At 67.0% G+C, this 19739-nt stretch carries 20 protein-coding genes; 12 read left to right on the forward strand and 8 right to left on the reverse strand.

Annotation, left to right across the window (positions count from 1 at the left end; translation table 11 throughout):
- Positions 1-126 precede the first annotated feature (126 nt).
- Positions 127-1131, forward strand: a complete 1005-nt coding sequence (locus LJ725_RS18490; protein WP_230552130.1) for a Bug family tripartite tricarboxylate transporter substrate binding protein — start codon at positions 127-129, stop codon at positions 1129-1131.
- A gap of 132 nt (positions 1132-1263) precedes the next feature.
- On the opposite strand, the gene LJ725_RS18495 is transcribed toward LJ725_RS18490, so the two are convergent.
- Both LJ725_RS18495 and LJ725_RS18500 read right to left on the reverse strand, forming a co-directional pair.
- On the reverse strand, positions 1264-2649 hold the full coding sequence (locus LJ725_RS18495; RefSeq protein ID WP_230552131.1) for an amidase: 1386 nt from the start codon (positions 2647-2649) through the stop codon (positions 1264-1266).
- A 70-nt stretch (positions 2650-2719) separates the two neighbouring features.
- The gene (locus tag LJ725_RS18500) at positions 2720-3808 is read right to left on the reverse strand and encodes a mandelate racemase/muconate lactonizing enzyme family protein (RefSeq protein ID WP_230552132.1); all 1089 of its coding nucleotides are present in this window, start codon (positions 3806-3808) and stop codon (positions 2720-2722) included.
- A gap of 276 nt (positions 3809-4084) precedes the next feature.
- Here LJ725_RS18500 and LJ725_RS18505 point away from each other — a divergent pair, with 276 nt between their 5' ends.
- The gene (locus LJ725_RS18505; RefSeq protein ID WP_230552407.1) at positions 4085-4603 is read left to right on the forward strand and encodes a fasciclin domain-containing protein; all 519 of its coding nucleotides are present in this window, start codon (positions 4085-4087) and stop codon (positions 4601-4603) included.
- 136 nt (positions 4604-4739) lie between these two features.
- On the forward strand, positions 4740-5306 hold the full coding sequence (locus LJ725_RS18510; RefSeq protein WP_230552133.1) for a dihydrofolate reductase family protein: 567 nt from the start codon (positions 4740-4742) through the stop codon (positions 5304-5306).
- On the opposite strand, the gene LJ725_RS18515 is transcribed toward LJ725_RS18510, so the two are convergent.
- Together LJ725_RS18515 and LJ725_RS18520 are read right to left on the reverse strand one after the other, a co-directional pair.
- Positions 5303-6040: an MBL fold metallo-hydrolase gene (locus tag LJ725_RS18515; protein WP_230552134.1), complete on the reverse strand. Its 738-nt coding sequence runs from the start codon at positions 6038-6040 to the stop codon at positions 5303-5305. The genes LJ725_RS18510 and LJ725_RS18515 overlap by 4 nt on opposite strands.
- 3 nt (positions 6041-6043) lie before the next feature.
- Complete coding sequence (locus LJ725_RS18520; protein ID WP_230552135.1) at positions 6044-6934, reverse strand: TauD/TfdA dioxygenase family protein; 891 nt, start codon at positions 6932-6934, stop codon at positions 6044-6046.
- A gap of 73 nt (positions 6935-7007) precedes the next feature.
- Here LJ725_RS18520 and LJ725_RS18525 point away from each other — a divergent pair, with 73 nt between their 5' ends.
- From LJ725_RS18525 to LJ725_RS18540, 4 genes are all read left to right on the forward strand, one after another.
- On the forward strand, positions 7008-7571 hold the full coding sequence (locus LJ725_RS18525; protein ID WP_230552136.1) for a chromate transporter: 564 nt from the start codon (positions 7008-7010) through the stop codon (positions 7569-7571).
- Positions 7568-8098 (forward strand): chromate transporter, encoded by a 531-nt coding sequence (locus tag LJ725_RS18530; protein WP_230552137.1) that lies wholly within the window; start codon positions 7568-7570, stop codon positions 8096-8098. The genes LJ725_RS18525 and LJ725_RS18530 overlap by 4 nt, the downstream gene beginning before the upstream one ends.
- Before the next feature lie 85 nt (positions 8099-8183).
- Positions 8184-8492, forward strand: a complete 309-nt coding sequence (locus tag LJ725_RS18535; protein ID WP_230552138.1) for an ArsR/SmtB family transcription factor — start codon at positions 8184-8186, stop codon at positions 8490-8492.
- A gap of 1 nt (position 8493) precedes the next feature.
- Complete coding sequence (locus tag LJ725_RS18540; RefSeq protein WP_230552139.1) at positions 8494-9168, forward strand: cation transporter; 675 nt, start codon at positions 8494-8496, stop codon at positions 9166-9168.
- On the opposite strand, the gene LJ725_RS18545 is transcribed toward LJ725_RS18540, so the two are convergent.
- Genes LJ725_RS18545 through LJ725_RS18555 form a run of 3 tightly spaced genes read right to left on the reverse strand, consistent with a single transcriptional unit; the run spans position 9147 to position 12920 of the window.
- The gene (locus LJ725_RS18545) at positions 9147-10778 is read right to left on the reverse strand and encodes a long-chain-fatty-acid--CoA ligase (RefSeq protein ID WP_230552140.1); all 1632 of its coding nucleotides are present in this window, start codon (positions 10776-10778) and stop codon (positions 9147-9149) included. The two genes, LJ725_RS18540 and LJ725_RS18545, sit on opposite strands and share 22 nt — an antisense overlap.
- A 13-nt stretch (positions 10779-10791) precedes the next feature.
- Complete coding sequence (locus tag LJ725_RS18550; RefSeq protein ID WP_230552141.1) at positions 10792-11940, reverse strand: mandelate racemase/muconate lactonizing enzyme family protein; 1149 nt, start codon at positions 11938-11940, stop codon at positions 10792-10794.
- Positions 11937-12920 carry an isopenicillin N synthase family dioxygenase gene (locus tag LJ725_RS18555; protein ID WP_230552142.1) on the reverse strand — a complete coding sequence of 328 codons (984 nt, stop codon included), beginning with the start codon at positions 12918-12920 and terminating at the stop codon, positions 11937-11939. The genes LJ725_RS18550 and LJ725_RS18555 overlap by 4 nt, the downstream gene beginning before the upstream one ends.
- A 114-nt stretch (positions 12921-13034) precedes the next feature.
- Between LJ725_RS18555 and LJ725_RS18560 the strand changes: the two genes are divergently transcribed.
- From LJ725_RS18560 to LJ725_RS18570, 3 genes are read left to right on the forward strand one after another with little or no spacing between them, the layout of a single operon-like run.
- Complete coding sequence (locus LJ725_RS18560; RefSeq protein WP_230552143.1) at positions 13035-13526, forward strand: GlcG/HbpS family heme-binding protein; 492 nt, start codon at positions 13035-13037, stop codon at positions 13524-13526.
- A 22-nt stretch (positions 13527-13548) separates the two neighbouring features.
- The gene (locus LJ725_RS18565) at positions 13549-14523 is read left to right on the forward strand and encodes a Bug family tripartite tricarboxylate transporter substrate binding protein (RefSeq protein WP_230552144.1); all 975 of its coding nucleotides are present in this window, start codon (positions 13549-13551) and stop codon (positions 14521-14523) included.
- A 7-nt stretch (positions 14524-14530) separates the two neighbouring features.
- On the forward strand, positions 14531-14965 hold the full coding sequence (locus tag LJ725_RS18570; protein ID WP_230552145.1) for a DUF1772 domain-containing protein: 435 nt from the start codon (positions 14531-14533) through the stop codon (positions 14963-14965).
- 51 nt (positions 14966-15016) lie between these two features.
- Here the strand turns inward: LJ725_RS18570 and LJ725_RS18575 are convergent, their stop codons facing one another.
- Positions 15017-16663: a 3-(methylthio)propionyl-CoA ligase gene (locus tag LJ725_RS18575; RefSeq protein ID WP_230552146.1), complete on the reverse strand. Its 1647-nt coding sequence runs from the start codon at positions 16661-16663 to the stop codon at positions 15017-15019.
- Between the two features lie 82 nt (positions 16664-16745).
- Here LJ725_RS18575 and LJ725_RS18580 point away from each other — a divergent pair, with 82 nt between their 5' ends.
- Together LJ725_RS18580 and LJ725_RS18585 are read left to right on the forward strand one after the other, a co-directional pair.
- Positions 16746-18764, forward strand: a complete 2019-nt coding sequence (locus tag LJ725_RS18580) for a mechanosensitive ion channel domain-containing protein (RefSeq protein ID WP_230552147.1) — start codon at positions 16746-16748, stop codon at positions 18762-18764.
- 20 nt (positions 18765-18784) lie between these two features.
- Positions 18785-19735, forward strand: coding sequence for an aldo/keto reductase (locus LJ725_RS18585; protein ID WP_230552148.1), 951 nt, complete (start codon positions 18785-18787; stop codon positions 19733-19735).
- Positions 19736-19739: the final 4 nt, after the last annotated feature.

A 19739-nucleotide genomic window follows, 5' to 3' on the forward strand; every position in this document is an offset into this window, starting at 1 on the left:
GGCTGCCCCGCCCAGCGGGCTGGTGTTCCGCCCTGCGAAGAAATGTGCAAATACACATGCTAGCCGACCGGCATGTCAGCCGCTATGCATCGCCGCACAAAAACGAAACCGGGAGGCCTTGAGCCAATGTCCAAAGTAACGACCACCCGTCGCGGTTTGCTGCGCACCGGTGCGGGCGCCAGCCTGCTCGTCGCGGCCCCCTCCATCGTGCGGGCGCAGTCCGCCGCCTGGCCGAACAAGCCGATCACCATCGTGGTGAATTTCCCCGCCGGCGGCCTGACCGACGGCATCGCCCGCGCCTTCGGCCAGTCCGTCAGCCAGGCCACCGGCCAGCAGGTCCTGATCGACAACAAGCCGGGTGCCAGCGGCAATATCGGTGCGGCTCTGGTCGCCCGCGCGCCGGCCGACGGCTATACCTTCCTGCACTCGGTCTCGAGCACGCTCATCCAGAACCGGGTGATGTTCAAGACCCTGGGCTTCGACCCCGACAAGGACTTCACGATCGTGTCGGGCACGTCGTCGGGCGTGCTCCCGGTCGTCGTGCACAAGTCGCTCCCGGCCGAGGTGAAGGATCTCAAGTCGTTCGTCGAGTACGCCAAGAAGAACAAGGTGAACTTCGGCTCCTGGGCGATGGGCTCCTCGGCTCACATCTTCGCCCAGACCCTGAACGAGAAGTACGGGCTCACGATGGAAGTCGTGACCTACAAGGGCGAGGCGCCGATGTGGCAGGACATGGGCGCGGGCCAGCTGCAGGCCGCCATGGGCAGCCCGCAGGCGATGAACGCGCTGATCGTGAAGGGCGAGGTCCGTGGCATCGCGGCACCGTCGAAGGTGCGCGCCCGCGTGTTTCCCGACGTGCCGACCTCGCGCGAGCAGGGCTTCGACGACGATGCGTTCACCGTGTCGGGCTGGCTGGCGCTCGCCGCGCCGGCGGCGACGCCGAAGGATATCGTCAAGCGGATGTCCGACCTGTGGGTCGCCGCCGCCGACTCAGAGCCCGGCAAGAAGATGATGGACAGCTTCGCCCTCGTGGAGAAGCCGATGCCGCACGAGGAAGTCATGGCCGACTATGAGCGGCTGAAGACGGTCCTGATTCCGCGCATCGTCGCGCTGGGCATGAAGCCGGAATAGCTAACCTCACCCTGAGGAGGCCGCAGAGCGGCCGTCTCGAAGGGTGGGCACCAGACGCGGTGCTCGTGCCCATGCTTCGAGACGCGCTCAGCATGAGGTGGGTGGTGGAAAATCCATCACCCTCAAAGAGCCTCAAGCCGAGACGCGCTTGAGGGTCTCGTCGAACCAGCGCGCGAGGCCGGTGATGCGGGCGTCCTCGTGCTTCTGGCCCATGAGTTGCAGACCGATCGGCAGTCCGCCGACGCTCATCAGCGGCACCGTGACCACCGGCGCAAACAGCATCGAGCTCGGAGCGTTGAATACGAAATCACCAGTCGGGCGCGGCGCCAGCGGCTGGCCCGGCACGTCGCCGACCCAGACCGGCGCGGGGCCGGGGCAGGCCAGCGTGATCGCGGCATCGGCCAGCGGCGCCATCGTCGCGTGCATGCGCTGGGCATTCTCGCGGGCCAGCAGGGCCATGCGATAGTCGTCGAGCGTCATCGCTTCGGCCTTTGCCAGCGTGGCCTTCGCCCGATCGCTGACGCCGGCGGGATTGTTGTCGACGATGCCGCGCTGGCCCCAGCGATTCTCCCAGCCCGTGACGCCGCCGCAGACCGCGCGGCCGTTGGCGATCGACTTCTCCAGCGCCTCGACCCAGGGATGATCCTCGCGCCGGATCAGTTCCACGCCGGCATCGCGCAGCTGCTTCAGCACGCCGTCGAAGGCGGCCTTCGTCGCGTCGTCGACCTCGACCCAACCCTCGGTCTCCAGCACGACGAGGCGGTTGGGCTTCACCGCGGCGGGCAGCGTCGAAGGGCCCATCAGGCCGACCTCGCCGCGATCGCCGCCGGCGCGCCGGGCGATCTCGATCGCGACCTGCCACATGTCCCGCAGCGAATTGGCGTGCGGCCCGTGCGTGCTCTGGCTGGTCGCCTGGCGTTCGCCGCGGTTGATGGCGCCCTGCGTCGGCTTCAGCGCGTAGTTTCCGCAATAGGCGGCGGGGCGGATGATCGAGCCGCCGACCTGGGTGCCGATGGCGGCCGGCACCATATTGGCGCCGACAGCCGCCGCCGAGCCGGAGGAGGAGCCGCCCGGCGTGCGCGTCGTGTCGAACGGGTTGGTCGTGGCGCCGGGATGCGAGCCGCCCAGCTCGGCCGTCACCGCCTTGGCGAGGATGATCGCGCCGGCCTGGCGCAGCGCCCACACGGCCGCGTTGTCGCGCTTGGGGAAGTTGCCCTTGAAGGCTTCGCAGCCCATCTGCGTGGGCATGTCCTTCGTCTCGAGCAGGTCCTTGATGGCGAGCGGCATGCCGTCGATCGGCGAGAGCGGCTTGCCGGCCTTCCAGCGCGCGGTGCTGGCGTCGGCCGCCGTACGCGCGCCTGCTTTGTTGATTGCCGTAAACGCCTTCACCACCGGCTCGCGCGCCGCCACCGTCTCCAGGCAGCGCTCGAGATAGGCGCGCGGCGTGTCGCCGCCGTCGGCAAACCGCTTCGCGGCGTCGTGGAAGGTGAGCGGCTTGAAATCCTTGTACGGGGGCATCGCTGATCGGTCCTCTGGTTGATGTCGTCCTGGGCGGAACTCCAACAGCGACGGACCCTAGCACGCGCGTTCAGCGCACCCGATAGCGTTCGATGGCGTCGGGATCGAAGGTGAAGCCGAGCCCGGGACGGTCGGGCACGGCGATGTGGCCGTCCTCGACCGCGATCGGCTCGCGATAGAGCTTCGAGGTCCACGGCATGTATTCCAGCCAGGTCGCGTTGGCGAAGGCGCCGAGCAGGGCGAGGCTCTGCTGCGTGAAGAGATGGTTCGAGATCGCGATGTCGTGCGCGGCCGCGAGGTGCGCCACCTTCACGAACTCGCTGACGCCGCCGACGCGGCCGAGATCGGCCATCCAGATGTCGGCCGCGCCGTGGGCGAGCATTTCGCGGAAGCCGTAGCGCGTCGCCTCGGTCTCGCCGCTGGCGATCGGCGTGTCGAGCGCTGCCGCGACTCTCGCCGAGCCGCGGTGGTCGTAGGGTGCGACCGGTTCCTCGAACCAGGTGAGGTCGAATTCCTCGAGCTTGCGGCCCAGCCGTATCGCATGGTCGGCGGTGAAGCCGCGGCTGGCGTCGCACATCAGCGAGACCCCGGGGCCGATCGCCTTGCGCACGGCCGCGACGCGCTCGACGTCTTCTTCGACCTGCGCCTTGCCGACACGCATCTTCACGCCCCGGAACCCCTCGGCCACGTAGCCTGCGGCTTCCTTCGCCAATTCGTCGGCCGTCGCAGAGAGCCACAGGCCGGCGCTGGAATAGACGGGAATACGATCGCGGGCGGCGCCCAGCAGGTGCGTGACGGACTGGCCGAGCGCCTTGCCCTTGGCATCCCACAACGCGGTGTCGACACCGGCGAGGCCGAAGATCGTCACGCCCTTGTGGCCGAGGAAGTAGAGCTCGCGCCACATCCGGTCCCAGAAACGTTCGGCGTAGCGGATGTCCTCGCCGACGAGGGCGGGCTTCAGGCTGTCGACCATCGCGCGCAGCACCTCGATGCGCCGTCCGCCCAGCGTGAACAGGAAGCTCTCTCCCGTGACACCGATGTCGGTGTCGACAAAGATCAGGACGCAACCGATGCGGTCGTTGCTGACGCCGCTCGAGTTCCTCGTGGGACGATCGAGAGGCACTTCGACGAGGATGGTCCTGAGATTTGTGACGCGCATCGCTGTCATTCTCCTGTCCGGATGAACTCACTCGAAGATGGTTCCGTCACAATAGTGTGTGATGCGGTTGATGAACTGCTGCTCGGACGACGGCGTAACACTCTACGACAAAGCCGCGGGAGATTGCGGTTCTGTCGGCCCTCGGCGAGCGCGCCGTCGTCGGTCACGCTACATGCAGAATCATTCAACCGGAGAAAACTCATGCTCAAGCGTCATACGCTGATTGCAGCCGCGGCCCTGTGCGTCCTGTCCGCTGCGCCTGCCTTCGCCCAGACCATGGCTCCTGCCGCCGGCACGGCCGCGACGCCGGCCAACCCGATGGTTGGCGGCGCCCCGATGTACGCCAACAAGAACATCGTCGAGAATGCCGCCAACTCGAAGGATCACACCACGCTCGTGGCGGCGGTGAAGGCCGCGGGTCTCGTCGAGACGCTGCAGGGTCCTGGCCCGTTCACCGTCTTCGCGCCGACGGATGCGGCCTTCGCCAAGCTGCCGGCGGGCACGGTGGAGATGCTGGTGAAGCCCGAGAACAAGGCCAAGCTCACCAAGATCCTGACCTGCCATGTCGTGGCCGCCAACGCGCTGTCGCCGGCGATCGCCAAGATGATCGCGGACGACAAGGGCACGCATCCCGTCAAGACGGTCGGCGGCTGCGTGCTGCAGGCCAAGATGATGGGCGACAAGATCACGCTGACCGATGAGAACGGCAATGTCGCCACGGTGACGATCGCCGACGTGAAGCAGTCGAACGGCGTGATCCACGTGATCGACACGGTCCTTCTGCCGAAGGGCTGAGCCTGATCGTCTGCGAGGGGAGGCGGCGGGGTTTTCCCCGCCGCCTTCATTTGCGCTAGGCTGCCCGCATCCATTGTACCGGGCTCCCGTTGCCCGGAGCGCCGGTCCGGCGCGCTTTCTCGTGGGAGGCGGGTTCATGGTCACGAAGCGGCCGCGCATCGAGGGTTACGCCGTGATCTCCACAGAGGGCATGATCGCGGCGTCTGACGGTTCGTTTCCGGAGAACCTCAAGATCCCGGCGGACCACAAATTCTATCAGGACTCGGTCGACCGGGCCGCCGCGGTGGCCAACGGCCGGCATTCCGCCGAGGGCGGTCCCAAGGAAGCCGCCCGCCGTCGCATCGTGCTGACGCGGCGGGTCGATCGCGTGATCGTCGATCCCGACAATCCCAACGCCGTCCTCTGGAATCCGGCTTCCGCGCCGTTCGAGGAAGCCTGGATGAAACTGAACCTCGACGGCGGAACGCTCGCCGTGGTTGGCGGGACCGACGTGTTCGGCCTGTTCCTCAACATCGGATACGACTGCTTCTTCCTGACGCGCGCCGACGCCAGCGTGCCGCGCGGCCGGCCGGTCTTTCCGGGCGTCGGCAGGAACGCGACGCCGGAAGAGGTGCTGAAGAAGCACGAGATGATGCTGGCCAGCACCCGCATGCTCGACGCCGCCACGAATACGCGGCTCGAGGAGTGGGTGCCCCGGCGCTAGAAGTCGACGACCAGCCCGTCGTGGGCGGCTTCCAGCGCGATCTGCGACGGGCGAGCCAGCAGTTCGGCGCTCATGTGGGTGACGATCGTGCGTTTGGCGCCGATCCGCGGCAGGTGGTTTACCAGCGTGGTGTAGTCGATGTGGTACTTCATCACCTTGTCGAAGAAATACGCCTCGCAGATGAAGAGGTCGGCGTCGCGACCGGCGGGTATCAACTCCTCGACCCATTCGGTATCGCCGGAATAGGCGAGCACCTTGCCCTCGGTCTCGATGCGCAGGGCGTAGGAGGGCGCGCCGCTATAGTGCTTCATGAGGTACGGCGTGACGGCGAGGCCGTTCGTCTCGACGCGCTCGTGCAGCTCCAGCTCGCGGATTTCCAGCTCGAACTTGCGCTGGACCTGGGTGGAGCCTGCGAACATCGCTTCCATCACCGTCATCAGCCGGTCGCGGAAGCCGGGCGGTCCTGCGAGCAGCAGAGGCTCGGTGCGCCGGCTGACCAGCTGGGCATCCAGCAGGAAGAACGGAAGCCCCGCGAAATGGTCGCCGTGGAGGTGGCTCACCAGCACGGTCGAGATCGCGTTGGGTTCGACCTCCCACTTGCGGATGGCGACCATGGACGAGGCGCCGCAATCCACCAGCAGGTTGCCGTGCGCCGCGCGCTCGAGGTGGAAACACGTATTGAATCGTCCGCCGCTGCCGAAGGCATCGCCGGACCCGAGGAATTGCAGCCGCATCGATTAGGGCGCCTGCTCCAGGCTCGACACCGAGTTGGTGAGCGTGGTGCGGCGCATGTCGCGGACTTCGGCAGAGTTGAAGCGGCGGGCGCGGTGCATGGTGGAGCGATTGTCCCACATCACCAGATCGAACGGGCGCCAGACATGGGCATAGACGAATTTGCGCTGCGTGGCGTGTTCGGTGAGGTCGCGCAGGAAGGCGCGCGCCTCGGGCACCGGCCAGCCCTCGATGCCGCCGGCATGGCTCGCGAGATAGAGCGACAGGCGGCCGGAGCCGGGATGGCGCCGCACCAGGCGCTGGCGCACCGGCGCCCACTTCTCGCGCTCGGCCTCGGTGAAATCCTCGAAGCCCAGCATGCCGCGCGAATAGATCTGGCTGTGCAGGCAGATCAGGTCGTGGACCTCGCGCTTTTCGGCGTCGGTGAGCGCATCGTAGGCCGCGCGCATGTCGGCGAACTCGGTGTTGCCGCCGGCCGACGGGATCGTGCGCGCCGACAGCAGCGAATAGAGGGCCGGCACTTCCTTGAACGAACTGTCGGAGTGCCAGAGCTGATTGCCGAGGCTGAACAGGCGGCGGCGGTCGTCGCGCGCCAGCACGTTGCCGTGGCGGTCGAGGTTGGAGATATCGTTGAGGTCCATGCTCATGCGCCGTTCCTCGGGCGGCATGATGTCTCCGGTCGCCTGTTCGAGCGGGCCGAGCTGGCGGCTGAAGGCAAGCTGGCTCTCGTCGTCGAGCTTCTGGTCACGAAACACCAGCACGCCATACCGGTTCATCCCGTCATGGATGAAGGCGACCTCTTCGTCGCTCAGCCGATGGGTGAGGTCGATTCCCGAGACTTCGCCAGCGAAGAACGGACGGTTCTGGGGATCGAGGGGGCGGATGGATCGGGTCATGGTCGAGCGAGGCTAGCGCGGCCGGGCGCGGCCGGCGAGGCGCGTCGCCGGAATTTTGCTATCCTGGCTCGCAATGCAGCATGACCTTTCCGCCTCGCCGCGCCGCAACATAGGCAAGGCGGAGCTCTTTCTCGGCTTCCTCAAGATCGGCCTCCTGGGCTTCGGCGGCGTGGCGCCCTGGGCCCGCCACATCATCGTCGAGGAGAAGGGCTGGCTTACAGACAAGGAATTCGCCGAGATTCTCGGCGTCGGCCAGGTGCTGCCCGGCCCGAACGTGGTGAACGCCTCGGTGATCATCGGCAACCGCTTCCAGGGTCCGGTGGGCGTCCTGCTCTGCCTGCTGGGCCAGATGGCGATGCCCGTCGTCATCGTGATCGGCCTGGCGATGGTCTACCAGCGCCTCGCCTCGATCCCGGAGGTGCACGCGGCGCTGATCGGCGCGGCGGCGGCGTCGGCCGGGATGGTGCTGGGCACCGCCCTCAAGATGATCCGCAACATCAGGCCGACCGCGGTCACGCTCGGAATCGTGGGGCTGGGCTTCGCGTCCATCGCTCTCTTCCGCTGGCCGCTGGTGCCGGTCGTGGTGGGGCTGGTGGTGCTGGCGATCGCCGGCACCGTCCTGGTGCGACGGTCATGAACGGCGTGCTGGTCGATCTCGCTCGCACGTTCGCGGCGCTGTCGCTGGTCTCGATCGGCGGCATCAATGCCCTGTTGCCGGAGATCCATCGCCAGGTCGTCGCGGTCCATGGCTGGATGACGGACACAGCCTTCGCGAACGCATTCGCCATCGCCAACGCCTCGCCCGGCCCAAACGTGATCCTGGTGAGCCTGATCGGCTGGGAGGTGGCAGGTCTCGCCGGCCTGCTCGTGGCGACGCTCGCCATTCTCATCCCGTCCTGCACGCTCGCCTATTTCGCGAGCCACGCCATCATGCGCTGGTCCGATCGTCCCGCCGTGGTCCTGCTGCGCGACGCGCTCGTGCCGGTGGCGCTCGGCCTCATGCTGGCCTCCGGCGTCTCGATGATGCGCACGGTGGACCGCGACATCGTCACCGTCGTGATCAGCCTGGCGACGGCGGCGTTCGTCTACACGACCAAGCGCAATCCGCTGTGGGCGCTGGCCAGCGGTGCGATCGTCAACGTGGCGGCGCTGCACCTTTCTTGAAGCGCTTCCACAGGAGGAAATAACGTAACAAGTCCGTCGGGTTGACAGTTCCTGTGCCCAACCATACGTTTGAACAGTTGTTCAAATGTCCAGATCAAAGAAAACCCTCCTGTCCGACGACCACGCGGTGGCGCTGGCCGACCTGTTCCGGCTGCTGGGCGATCCGACCCGGCTGAAGATCGTGGTCTCCTGTCTGCGCTCGCCGCTCGCGGTGTCGGACATCGCCGACCGGCTCGGTCTCTCGGTGTCGCTGGTGAGCCATCACCTGCGGCTTCTGAAGGGGGCGCGCCTGGTGCGGGCCGACCGGCAGGGCAAGCAGGTCTACTACCAGGCCGACGATCTCCATGTCCGCCGCATGGTCGAGGACATGGTCACCCACATCGCGGAGCACTGACATGAGCGCGAGCTGCCATAGCCATTCGCACGGTCATGGCCACGGCCACGACCACGGCGCCGCCGCGGCGACATCGCCGGCCTACCGGCGCATCCTGTGGATCGCGCTGGCGGTGAACCTTGCGATGTTCCTCGTCGAGATCGGCGCGGGCGTCGCCGCGCAATCGGTCTCGCTGCTGGCCGATTCGCTCGACTTCCTGGGCGATGCCGGCAACTACGGGATCAGCCTGTTCGTGCTGGGCATGGTGATCCGGTGGCGCGCCCGCGCCTCGCTCCTGAAAGCGGCCAGCATGGGCGCCTTCGGCCTGTGGGTGGCGATCACCACCGTCAATCACGCGCTGGCGGGCACCGTGCCGGCGGCGCCGGTGATGGGGATCGTCGGTGCGCTGGCGCTGGCCGCCAACTTCGGCGTGGCGGTTCTGCTCTATCGCTGGCGCGAGGGCGACAGCAACATGCGATCCGTCTGGATCTGCACGCGCAACGACGCGATCGGCAATCTCGCCGTGTTGGCCGCCGCCGCGGGCGTGTTCGGCTCGGGCAGCGGCTGGCCGGACTACATCGTCGCCGCGACCATGTCCGGCCTGGCCCTGGTGGGCGCACTCCAGGTGACGCGCCACGCCATGGCCGAACTGCGCGGGTCCCGCGAGGCGGGCCCTCAGGCGGTCGGGAGCTTGTAGCCCTCGAACTGCTTGCGCAGCGCGGTCTTGAGGATCTTGCCGGTGGCGCCGTGCGGGATGGCGTCGATGAACTGCACGTCGTCGGGCATCCACCACTTGGCGATCTTGCCCTCGAGGAACTTCAGCACGTCGGCTTTCTCGACGGCGGCCTCCGGGCGGCGGACGACGATGAGGAGGGGCCGCTCGTCCCACTTGGGGTGGGCGACGCCGATCACCGCGGCCTCGGCGACGCCGGGGCAGCCCATGGCGGCATTCTCGAGATCGATCGAGCTGATCCATTCGCCGCCCGACTTGATCACGTCCTTCGAGCGGTCGGTGATGACGACCGAGCCGTCGGTTTCGATCTTGCAGACGTCGCCGGTCTGGAACCAGTCGTTCTCGAGGAACTGGCTCTTGCCGTCGCCCTTCATGTAGCCCTTCACGATCCAGGGACCGCGGACGACCATGTTGCCCGAGACGCTGCCGTCGTGCGGCAGGTCGTTGCCGGCATCGTCGATGATCTTCATTTCGCAGCCGAAGACCGGACGGCCCTGCTTGGCGGTGATGGCGAAGCGCTCGGCGTCCGGCAGGTTTCGTTCGCCGCGGTTGAAGCGGGTCAGCGTGCCGAGCGGGCTCATTTCGGTCATGCCCCAGCCCTGGGCGACCTCGACCTCGTGCTCCTTCCAGAAGCGTTCGATCATCGCATAGGGCACGGCCGAGCCGCCGATCAGCGTGCGCTTGACCGAGCTCATCTTGAGCTTGTTCTGCGCGCAGTAGTCGAGGAGGGCCAGCCAGACGGTTGGTACGCCCGCCGACAGCGTCACCTGCTCCTTGTCGAGCAACTCGTAGATACTCGCGCCGTCGAGCTTGAAGCCCGGGAAGACCAGCTTGGTGCCGCAGAAGGGGCCGGCATAGACAAGGCCCCAGGCATTGGCATGGAACATCGGCACGACGGGCAGGATCGTGGTGTCGGGATCGAGCGCCAGCACCGGGCCCGAGCACATCATCATCGAATGGATCATCGTCGAGCGGTGCGAGTAGAGCACACCCTTCGGATTGCCCGTGGTGCCCGACGTGTAGCAGAGCGAGGAGGCGGTCTTCTCATCGAACTCCGGCCACTTGAGCGTGCCCGGCTTGTCGGCGATCAGCTCCTCGTAGCAGAGCAGCTTCGGGATCTTGGTCGAGGTCGGCATGTGGGCACGGTCGGTCATGACGACGACATGCTTCACGGTCTTGAGCTGCTCCCACACGCCCTCGACGATCGGCAAGAGGTTCAGGTCGACGAAGAGGATCTGGTCCTCGGCATGGTTGGCGATGTAGGCCACATGCTCGGGCGCCAGGCGCGGGTTCAGCGTATGCAGCACTGCGCCGATGCCGGAGATGCCGAAATAGAGCTCGAAGTGCCGGTAGGTGTTCCAGGCGATGGTGCCGACCCGGTCGCCGAGCTTGATGCCCAGCCCCTGCAGGGCTTCCGCCAGCTGCTTGGCCCGCTTGTGCGCATCCTTGTAGCCGTAGCGATGGATCGGCCCTTCGACAGTGCGGGTCACGATCTCGACGTCGGGATAGGCGGCGGCCGCATAATCGATGATCTGTGAGATCAGCAGCGGACGGTCTTGCATCAAACCCTGCATGGCGTTCCCTCTTTTACGCGCGCCGCTCGATATGAAGGCTTCTTAGGGTGAGGAGCGGCTTGAGGTCCGGTTCTAGACCGAGTCCCTGCCCGCCGGGAAGGGTGACGCTTCCGTCACGAACCGAAAAAGCATCCTGCAGGATGCCTTCGCGCAGGGGATTGGGGTTGGCATCGACCTCGAGCAGGCCCGGGCCGCGCACGGCGGCCAGCAGGTGCAGGGAATGGATCAGCCCGATTCCGCCGCCCAGGAAGTGCGGGCAGTAGGTGCGACCGGCCGCGAGGGCTGCGCGGGCGACCGGCAGGCAGCCCGAATGGCCGCCCCATTTGGCAGCGTCGGGCTGGATCACGCCGAACAGGCCGCTGTCGATCATCTCTTGGAACGGCCCGGCGCCGCGCAGGTTTTCGCCGCCGGCAAGCGTGGCCGGGGCGAGGGCGGCGACCTGACTCCATTCGGCCAGCGGCCGGTCGGCCATCAGCGGCTCCTCGATCCAGCGCAGGCCGAACTCTGCGAATTTCGGCACGAGGGCGCAGGCGGTGCGAAGGTCCCAGCCCTGGTTGGCATCGACCATCAGTCGCTCGCCCGCCTGCAGTTCGGCCGCGACCGGCCGCAGCGAGCCGAGATCGACATCCTCGCCGAAGCCCACCTTGATCTTGAAGGCGCGATAGCCGGCCGCGCGCATGCGGCCGACCGTATCGTATGCCGCCCGGCCGGGATTGAGCCCCGAGGCATAGATCGGAAGCGGCCCATTGTCCGTACCGCCGAGCGCTCGCCACAAGGGAAGGCCGCGCTTGCGTGCGCGCAGATCGTGGATCGCGAGGTCGAGGCCTGCGGCCGCTGCGGACAGTGCGCCCGCGTCGCCGCTCTGGACGCGCAGCACATGCAGCGCGCGATCGATCTCGCTCCAGAGGCCCACCGGATCGTCGAGTGACTTGCCCAGTGCGCGGGGCGCCACGATGTCGGCGAACAGCAGTGCGCGATGCTCGGCGGCGGCGTTGGGGAAATTGCACCAGATTTCGCCCCAGCCGCGCGCGCCGTCGGAATCCTCGACCCGCACGAACACCGCGACCCGCTCGGTCATGATGCCGAAGGAGGTGCGGACCGGCTCCTTGATGGGCGTGCGGAAGACGTGGGCTTCGACGCGCGCGAGAGTCGCTGCGCTCATTCGGCGGCTTGCGGCTGCGAGTTCAGCACGTCGTAGTTCCGCTTCAGGTACCAGGTCATGTAGTCGCTGTACCAGGTGGTGGGATATTTCGGCGGCCTGTCGGGACCGACCGTGGTCGGCACGGCGGCCACCGGCCAGTCGATGCCGCTGTCGCAGAAGAAGGGCAGGGCATAGCGCGCGCCACCGCTCTTGTTGATCGCGCGGTGCGGCGTCGCGAGGAACGTGTCGTTGGTGTAGCGCTGCAGCATCTGCCCGCCGTTCACGACATAGGCATTGTCGATCGCGGGCATGTCGATCCAGGTGCCGCTCTGGCTGCGGATCGACAGGCCCTGCACCTCGTTGGGCGCCAGCAGGGTGAGGAAGCTGGTGTCGGTGTGCGGTGCCAGGCCGAACTCGTCGTCGACGGGGCCGTCCTGCGGCGGATAGTGCGTCATGCGCATCGAGAACATCGGCTCGGCAAAGGCGGTGTCGAAATAGTTGGCCGGCAGGTCGAGCGCGCGGGCGTAGAGCCGCACCATCTTCTGGACCAGCCGCTCCATCTCGTTGCAGTAGTCGATCACCGTGTCGCGGAAGCCCGGCAGGTCGGGCCAGCGGTTCAGGCCGCGGAAGCGGCGGCCCGAGAGCACGTCGGGATGGTCCGGCGCCATCTCGCGCTTCACGAAGAAGGCCTCGTTCAGGTTGGCCTTCGTGCCGGTCTGGACGGTCGAGGTGCGCAGCGTGTTGCCGCGCATCGGGAGGTAGCCCGTATTGTGCTGGTCGAGCTTCAGTTCGAGCTTCTTCTCGATCGGCTGGTCGTGGAAGCGCTTCACCTCGGCGAACATCCGGGCGATCTTCTCGCGCGCGATGCCGTGGTTCACGATGAAGTAGAAGCCGATCTCGGTCAGCGCGAAGCGCAGCTCCTTCGCCGTCCGGTCCAGCGCGTCCGGCTCGCCCGCGAGATAGGGGCCGAGATCGATGACGGGGATCGTTTCGGTTGCCACGCGGTGCTCCCTCTTTTCTTCGCAATCGATGTCGGGATGGACGATACTGCCGCGCAAGGCGCGCGGTCCAGCCGCTCAAGGCGCCGTTCAAGAATAGCGGGGGAGTGCTTCCGTATGAGCGACCACTATGTCATGCACGTTCAGTCGAGCCTGACGCTCGCCCAGGCCGAGCGGATGATTGACGGCGCCTTGCAGGCCGCGCGCGCGGCGGAATTGCTGCCGCTGACCGTCGCCGTCCTCGATTCGGGCGGCCATCTCGTGGCCTTCAAGCGCGAGGATGGCTGCGGCGTGCTGCGGTTCGATATTGCCTTCGGCAAGGCATGGGGCGCCCTGGGCATGGGCATTTCGAGCCGGACCATCCGCGATCGCCTCGGCAACAGGCCGGCCTTCCAGGGCGCGCTGGCCGCAGCCTCGGGCGGCCGGTTCGTGCCGGTGCCGGGCGGCGTGCTGGCGGTTCAGGGCGAACGCAACGTTGTGGGCGCGATCGGCATCAGCGGCGATGCGTCCGATCGTGACGAGTATGCCGCGATCATGGGGGTGCGCGCAGCGGGCCTCGTCTCCCATCCCGAGGAGGCTGCCGAGAACTGGCGGTCGGCGGGCCTTTGAGATGACCCGCGAAGGAAATCCCGTGCGTCGTCGCACTCTTCTTGCCGCCGCCGGCGCAACGCTGGCCGCGCCCTCGCTCGCCCGTGCCCAGGCCTGGCCCGCGCAGCCGGTCCGGCTGGTCATCGGCTTTGCACCCGGAGGACCGACCGATGTTTACGGCCGCCTGTTCGCCGACCGCCTCGGTCGCGCGCTCGGCCAGCCGGTGGTGATCGAGAACAAGGCGGGCGCCGCAGGCATCATCGGCAGCACCGGCGTCGCGCGCGCCAAGCCCGACGGCTACACGCTGGTGTTCGGCACCGGATCGACCCAGGCGCTCTATCCCTCGATGACCGACAAGCCGGACTACGACGTCCTGAAGGACTTCACCTATATCGCCCATGTCGGCGGCGGACCGGCAGCCTTCATGGGCAACCTGGCTCAGCCCGATTCGCTGAAGGGCCTGCTCGATGCCGCGCGCGCCAAACCCGGCACGCTGAGCTACGGCTCTCCGGGAGCGGGCACGCTGCTGCACCTCACGACGGAGCGCCTCAAGGCCGCGGTCGGTGGCGTCGACATGACCCACGTGCCTTATCGCGGCAGCGGTCCCGCCATGACCGACCTGTTGGCGGGCCAGATCGCTCTGGTGGCCACGACACTGGGCGTCGCCTTGCCTTTCCATGCATCGGGCAAGGCGCGGCTGCTTGCCGTCGCGACCGCCCAGCGGACCGCTCTGGCACCCGACGTGCCGACCGTGTCGGAAACGCTGGGGGGCGTGCCGTTCGAGGCCGTGCTGTGGCATTGCCTCGCCGGTCCGGCGGGTCTGCCTCCCGAAGTGGTGGCGCGCCTTGCCGCGGCGGTCCGTGAGACGATGAACGATCCCGCGTTGCTCAAGACACTGGCCGAGCAGGGCATCGTCCCCGTCAGCGATTCGACACCGGACTCGACCGTGGCTTTCGTTCGCGGAGAGGTCGAGCGCTGGGCGCCGATCGTGAAGGCGGCCGGCGTCAGGATGGAGTGACGGGAGCATGATGTTCGGCATCCTCGCCCTCGTGACGGCGGCGCTGTTCGCCGGCGCGGCCTTCTATGTGAGCTTCGCCGAGCACCCGGCCCGATGCGAGATCGACGACCGCGCGCAACTGCAGCAGTGGAAGTTCGCCTACAGGCGCGGCACGCTCATGCAGGGCACGCTGGCCGCCCTCGGTTTCCTTCTCGGCATCGCGGCGTGGTGGCAGAGTCGCGACGAACTCTACATCGTCGGCGCCATCATGATGGGCGCCAACTGGGCCTATACGGCGCTGATGATCATGCCGGTCAACAACGAGCTCAAGTCCATCGCCCTCGACGATGCCGGCGAGGAGAGCCACACGCTGCTGCGCCGCTGGGGCAAGCTCCACGTCAAGCGCACGATGCTCGGCATCGGTGCGAGCGCGTTGTTCCTGTGGGCCGTGCTCAGTCGATAAGGAGTTTTCCTCCCCCGCTGCGGGGGAGGAAATACACTTGATCGACTTCGCTTAAGCCGTCGGCAGCTTGTAGTCCTTGAAGTCCTCGCGCAGGCGGGTCTTGAGGATCTTGCCGGTGGCGGTGTGCGGGATGGACTCGACGAACTGGACGTCGTCGGGCAGCCACCATTTGGCGACCTTGGTCCCGAGGAACTCGATCAGCTCCTTCTTGTCGATCCGCGCATCGGGCTTCTTGTGGACGATCAGCAGCGGCCGCTCGTCCCACTTCGGATGCGCCACGCCGATGACGGCCGCTTCGGCCACGGCGGGATGGGCCATGGCGGCGTTCTCGAGATCGATCGAGCTGATCCATTCGCCGCCCGACTTGATCACGTCCTTGGAGCGGTCGGTGATCTGCATGTAGCCGTCGGGGTCGATGGTGGCGACGTCGCCGGTGGCGAACCAGCCGCCGCCCTTGCCCGCGATCTCGCGCAGCACCTCGCCGCCTTCGCCCTTGAAGTAGCCCGAGGTGATCCAGGGGCCCCGGACCAGCAGGTCGCCGAAGGCCTTGCCGTCGCGCGGCAGTTCCTTGCCGGCATCGTCGACGATCGTCATGTCGACGCCGTAGGGCGGCCGGCCCTGCTTCAGGCGGACCTCCAGCAGCTCCTTCGGCGAGAGCCGCTGATGCTTCTCCTTGGGATGGTTCACCGTGCCCAGTGGGCTCATCTCGCTCATGCCCCAGGCATGGAGAACCTCGACGCCGTAGTCCTTGTCGAAGGTCTCGATCATGGCGGGCGGCGCGGCCGAGCCGCCGATCACGGCGTACTTCACGGTCGAGAGCTTGAGCTTGTTGGCCTTCATGTGATTGAGCAGGGCCAGCCACACGGTGGGTACGCCGGCGGTGAAGGTGACGCCCTCCTTCTCGAACAGCTCGTGCAGGCTGGCGCCGTCGAGCGCGACGCCCGGGAACACGAGCTTGGCGCCGACCAGGGCGGCCGAGTAGGGCAGGCCCCAGGCATTGACGTGGAACATCGGCACCACCGGCAGCACCACCGAGCGCGCCGAGAGGTTCAGCGTGTCGGGCAGCGCCGCGCCATAGGCGTGCAGGATGGTCGACCGGTGATGGTAGAGCACGCCCTTCGGGTTGCCCGTGGTGCCCGACGTGTAGCAGAGCGACGAGGCGGTGCGCTCGTCGAACTCCGGCCATTCGTAGGCGCCGGGCTTGTCGGCGATCAGCTCCTCGTAGACCAGCAGGTTGGGGATCTTGCAGTCGGCCGGGATGTGCGCGCGGTCGGTCATCGCCACGACATGGCGCACGCCCTTCATCTGCGGCAGCAGCTTCTCGACGGCCGGCAGCAGGTTCAGGTCGACGAAGAGGAGCTGATCCTCGGCGTGATTGACGATGTAGACGATCTGCTCGGGAAAGAGGCGCGGGTTGATCGTGTGGCAGACCGCGCCCATGCCGGAAATGCCGTAGTACAGCTCGAAGTGGCGGTAGCCGTTCCAGGCCAGCGTGCCGATGCGGTCGCCGACCTTGATGCCCAGCGCGAGCAGCGCCTCGGCGACCTTCTTCGCGCGCGTGTTGGCGTCGCGATAGGTGTAGCGATGGATCGGGCCTTCGACGGTGCGGGAGACGATCTCGGTGTCGCCGTGGTTGAGGGCGGCATGCTCGATGAGCTGCGAAATCAGAAGCGGGCGGTCCTGCATGAGGCCGAGCATCGGGCGTCTCTCCTGTCGTGTCGTCTGGCGGCTGGTTGCCAATTGGCTTAGGTTTGCCGGGACATTCTTTGAGGGAAAATCGATGAAACGGTCAAGCAGCGGCAGCGCCTCTGCAATCAGCGGGCTCGTCGGTGTCTGGGCGTTCCCGGCGGCGGCCCAGGCCGTGACGGCCGGCGAGGGGGCGGCGGCCAGCTTCCTCATGCTGATGACCGAGCGATTCGAATTCACGGTCGCCCAACTTCCCGCACTCGGCGCGCATCTCCTCTCCCTCCCGCAATCCGTCGACGGCCGGACAGCCTTGCTGTTGATCGGAATAGTCGTGGCGGGCCTCGTCGCGGAAGCCGTCGCGCGGATGATCCTCAGTCGCGCCCGGGTCAGCGGCTTCGACCGGCTCGTCGCCAAGACGCCGATGCGCGCCTTCATCAGAGCGCTGTTGCTCGATGTCCTCGCCTTGATCGCGCTGGCCGTCGCCGGTCGGCTGGTTTTGGGGCAACTGGGCGCATCCGACACTGTCGCAGGCCGGCTCGGCCAGGCCGTTCTCCACACGCTCGTCTATTGGCGCGGCTTCAACCTCGTGTTCCGGGCGTTCCTGCGTCCCAGCACACCCGAGGGGCGCATCGCGCCGGTCGACGACCAGGCGGCGCGGCATCTGCTATTCGCGCTCAATCTGATGGTCCTGCTGCCGATGCTGGCCAGTCTCGCCGCCCGCGCCCTCACGGTGACGGGCGCGAACCGCGAGATCACCAGCGCGGCCATCATGCTCTACATTCCCGTGATCGCGGTTCTGCTTCTGATGGTCGTCTGGCGCTACCGCCTGGATATGGCGGCCTGGCTGACGGCCATGGTTCCCGCCACCGGCTTTACCCGACAGCTCAAGCTCGACGCCGCCCGCAACTGGTGGATGGCGGGCCTTGCCTTCTATGCGCTGCTGGGCGTTGCGGCTGTCTATGCGGCCCTCACGGAGAGCGGTACGGCCTCGCGCGGCATGGCGACCATCGAATCGGCGCTGGTCGCCCTGCTGCTCTTCGAGACGCTGATGCATCGCGTGACGCGCCATATCGTCTCCGAGCTGCCGATGGCGGCCGATGTGGTGGCCGACTGCGTGCGCCTGCTCGTCCGCCTCTATGTCGCGATCCTGATCGCCGAGGCGCTGATGGTCCGCGTCCTTGCCGCCGCAACGCCCGAGGAATGGGCCCCCCACGACCGGGGCGCCAAGATCGCCGCGCTGAGCGCCGTCGCGATCTACGCCGGCTGGCGGTTCCTGAAGTACCGCATGGATTCCTACATCGCCTCCAACCCGCTGCCGTCGGCCGACGTGTCGGGCGATTCGGAGGAGGATGTGCAGGTCGCGGCTTCGCGGCTCCGTACCCTGATGCCGCTTCTGCGCGTGGTGGCCGGTGCGACCATTGCCGTCGTCGGCGGTCTCCTCGTCCTGTCGGAACTCGGTGTCAACATCACGCCGCTGATCGCCGGCGCCTCGGTGTTCGGCCTCGCCGTGTCCTTCGGCAGCCAGTCGCTGGTTCGCGACATCGTGTCGGGCATCTTCTTCCTGGCCGAGGATTCCTTCCGCATCGGCGAATATGTCGATTGCAGCAAGGTCAAGGGCACGGTCGAAGGGTTCAGCGTGCGCTCGCTGAAACTGCGCCACCAGAACGGCCAGCTTCATATCGTGCCGTTCGGGCAGGTGGGCCACATCACCAATTTCAGCCGCGACTGGACGGTGGTGAAGTTCAACATCGCTTTCGCCAACGGCACAGACGTCGAGCTGCTGCGCAAGACCGTGAAGAAGATCGGCCTCCAGATGATGGAGGAGCCGCAGTTCAAGCCGATCCTGCTGCAGCCGCTCAAGATGCAGGGCGTCGTCGACATCAAGGACAACTCGCTGATCGTGCGCTTCAAGTTCATGGCGCGCCCGAAGAATCCGACGATGGTGCAGCGCATGGCGATCCGGCGCATGTACGACCAGTTCCCGGCCCTGGGCATCCAGTTCGCCACGGGCAACAACTACCTGTTCCCGGTACCGGCGACGCCATCCGTGCCGCCGCAGGCCGCGGAGCAGACGGGCAAGCCCGCCGAGGCGGCGCCCAGGGCCGCCGAATGAACATCCTAGGGAGTGATGGAATGCAGAAGCGCAGACTCGGAAAATCGGACCTGGAATTCGTCCCCATCGCCTTCGGCGGCAACGTCTTCGGCTGGACCGCCGACGAGGCGACCTCGCACCAGTTGCTCGACGCCTTCGTCGATGGCGGCTTCTCCTTCGTCGATACCGCCGACGTCTATTCGCGCTGGTTCCCCGGCAACAAGGGCGGCGAGAGCGAGACGGTGATCGGCACCTGGCTGAAGAAGGATCCGTCCAAGCGCGACAAGATCGTGCTGGCCACCAAGTGCGGCATGGGCCTGCCGAGCGGTGCGCTGTCGGCCAAGAACATCAAGGAGTCGGTCGACGCCTCGCTGAAGCGACTCAACACCGACCGCATCGACCTGTTCCAGTCGCACAAGGACGACAAGGACACGCCGCAGGAGGAAACGCTCTCGACCTATGGCGAGCTGGTGAAGGCCGGCAAGATCCGCTTCATCGGTGCCTCCAACTTCGACGCGCCGCGCTTGGCCGAGGCGGCAAAGATCTCGAAGGAGAAGGGCCTGCCGCGCTACGAGAGCCTGCAGCCGCACTACAATCTGATGGAGCGTGGCCTGTTCGAGGGTGCGCTCGAGGACGAGTGCCTGAAGCAGGGGATCGGCGTGATCCCCTATTACTCGCTGGCCAGCGGCTTCCTCACCGGGAAGTACCGGTCCGAGGCCGATGTCGGCGGCGCCCAGCGCGGTGCCGGCGTGAAGAAGTACATCAACCCCAAGGGCATGGCGGTACTGAAGGCGCTCGACGATGCCGCCGCAAAGGCCCATGCCACGCTGGCCCAGGTGGCGCTCGCCTGGCTGCTGCATCGCAAGTCGATCACCGCGCCGATCGTGAGCGCGACCAGCCTGAAGCAGCTCGACGATGTGCTCAATGCGACCACGCTGGAGCTCGATCCGGAATCGCTGGCCGCGATCGACAAGGCCAGCGCGCCGGCCTGAGGAG

This window comes from Reyranella aquatilis, assembly GCF_020880995.1.
GTDB lineage: Bacteria > Pseudomonadota > Alphaproteobacteria > Reyranellales > Reyranellaceae > Reyranella > Reyranella aquatilis.

Excerpts from the sequence above, each read along its gene's own strand:
- LJ725_RS18545 (WP_230552140.1), bottom strand. The coding sequence starts at position 10,778 with ATGCAGGGTTTGATGCAAGACCGTCCGCTGCTGATCTCACAGATCATC.
- LJ725_RS18570 (WP_230552145.1), top strand. The coding sequence starts at position 14,531 with ATGATGTTCGGCATCCTCGCCCTCGTGACGGCGGCGCTGTTCGCCGGC.
- LJ725_RS18520 (WP_230552135.1), bottom strand. The coding sequence starts at position 6,934 with ATGACCCGATCCATCCGCCCCCTCGATCCCCAGAACCGTCCGTTCTTC.
- LJ725_RS18585 (WP_230552148.1), top strand. The coding sequence starts at position 18,785 with ATGCAGAAGCGCAGACTCGGAAAATCGGACCTGGAATTCGTCCCCATC.
- LJ725_RS18525 (WP_230552136.1), top strand. The coding sequence starts at position 7,008 with ATGCAGCATGACCTTTCCGCCTCGCCGCGCCGCAACATAGGCAAGGCG.
- LJ725_RS18495 (WP_230552131.1), bottom strand. The coding sequence starts at position 2,649 with ATGCCCCCGTACAAGGATTTCAAGCCGCTCACCTTCCACGACGCCGCG.
- LJ725_RS18550 (WP_230552141.1), bottom strand. The coding sequence starts at position 11,940 with ATGAGCGCAGCGACTCTCGCGCGCGTCGAAGCCCACGTCTTCCGCACG.
- LJ725_RS18535 (WP_230552138.1), top strand. The coding sequence starts at position 8,184 with ATGTCCAGATCAAAGAAAACCCTCCTGTCCGACGACCACGCGGTGGCG.
- LJ725_RS18500 (WP_230552132.1), bottom strand. The coding sequence starts at position 3,808 with ATGCGCGTCACAAATCTCAGGACCATCCTCGTCGAAGTGCCTCTCGAT.
- LJ725_RS18560 (WP_230552143.1), top strand. The coding sequence starts at position 13,035 with ATGAGCGACCACTATGTCATGCACGTTCAGTCGAGCCTGACGCTCGCC.
- LJ725_RS18505 (WP_230552407.1), top strand. The coding sequence starts at position 4,085 with ATGGCTCCTGCCGCCGGCACGGCCGCGACGCCGGCCAACCCGATGGTT.
- LJ725_RS18575 (WP_230552146.1), bottom strand. The coding sequence starts at position 16,663 with ATGCTCGGCCTCATGCAGGACCGCCCGCTTCTGATTTCGCAGCTCATC.
- LJ725_RS18510 (WP_230552133.1), top strand. The coding sequence starts at position 4,740 with ATGGTCACGAAGCGGCCGCGCATCGAGGGTTACGCCGTGATCTCCACA.
- LJ725_RS18490 (WP_230552130.1), top strand. The coding sequence starts at position 127 with ATGTCCAAAGTAACGACCACCCGTCGCGGTTTGCTGCGCACCGGTGCG.
- LJ725_RS18540 (WP_230552139.1), top strand. The coding sequence starts at position 8,494 with ATGAGCGCGAGCTGCCATAGCCATTCGCACGGTCATGGCCACGGCCAC.
- LJ725_RS18515 (WP_230552134.1), bottom strand. The coding sequence starts at position 6,040 with ATGCGGCTGCAATTCCTCGGGTCCGGCGATGCCTTCGGCAGCGGCGGA.
- LJ725_RS18580 (WP_230552147.1), top strand. The coding sequence starts at position 16,746 with ATGAAACGGTCAAGCAGCGGCAGCGCCTCTGCAATCAGCGGGCTCGTC.
- LJ725_RS18530 (WP_230552137.1), top strand. The coding sequence starts at position 7,568 with ATGAACGGCGTGCTGGTCGATCTCGCTCGCACGTTCGCGGCGCTGTCG.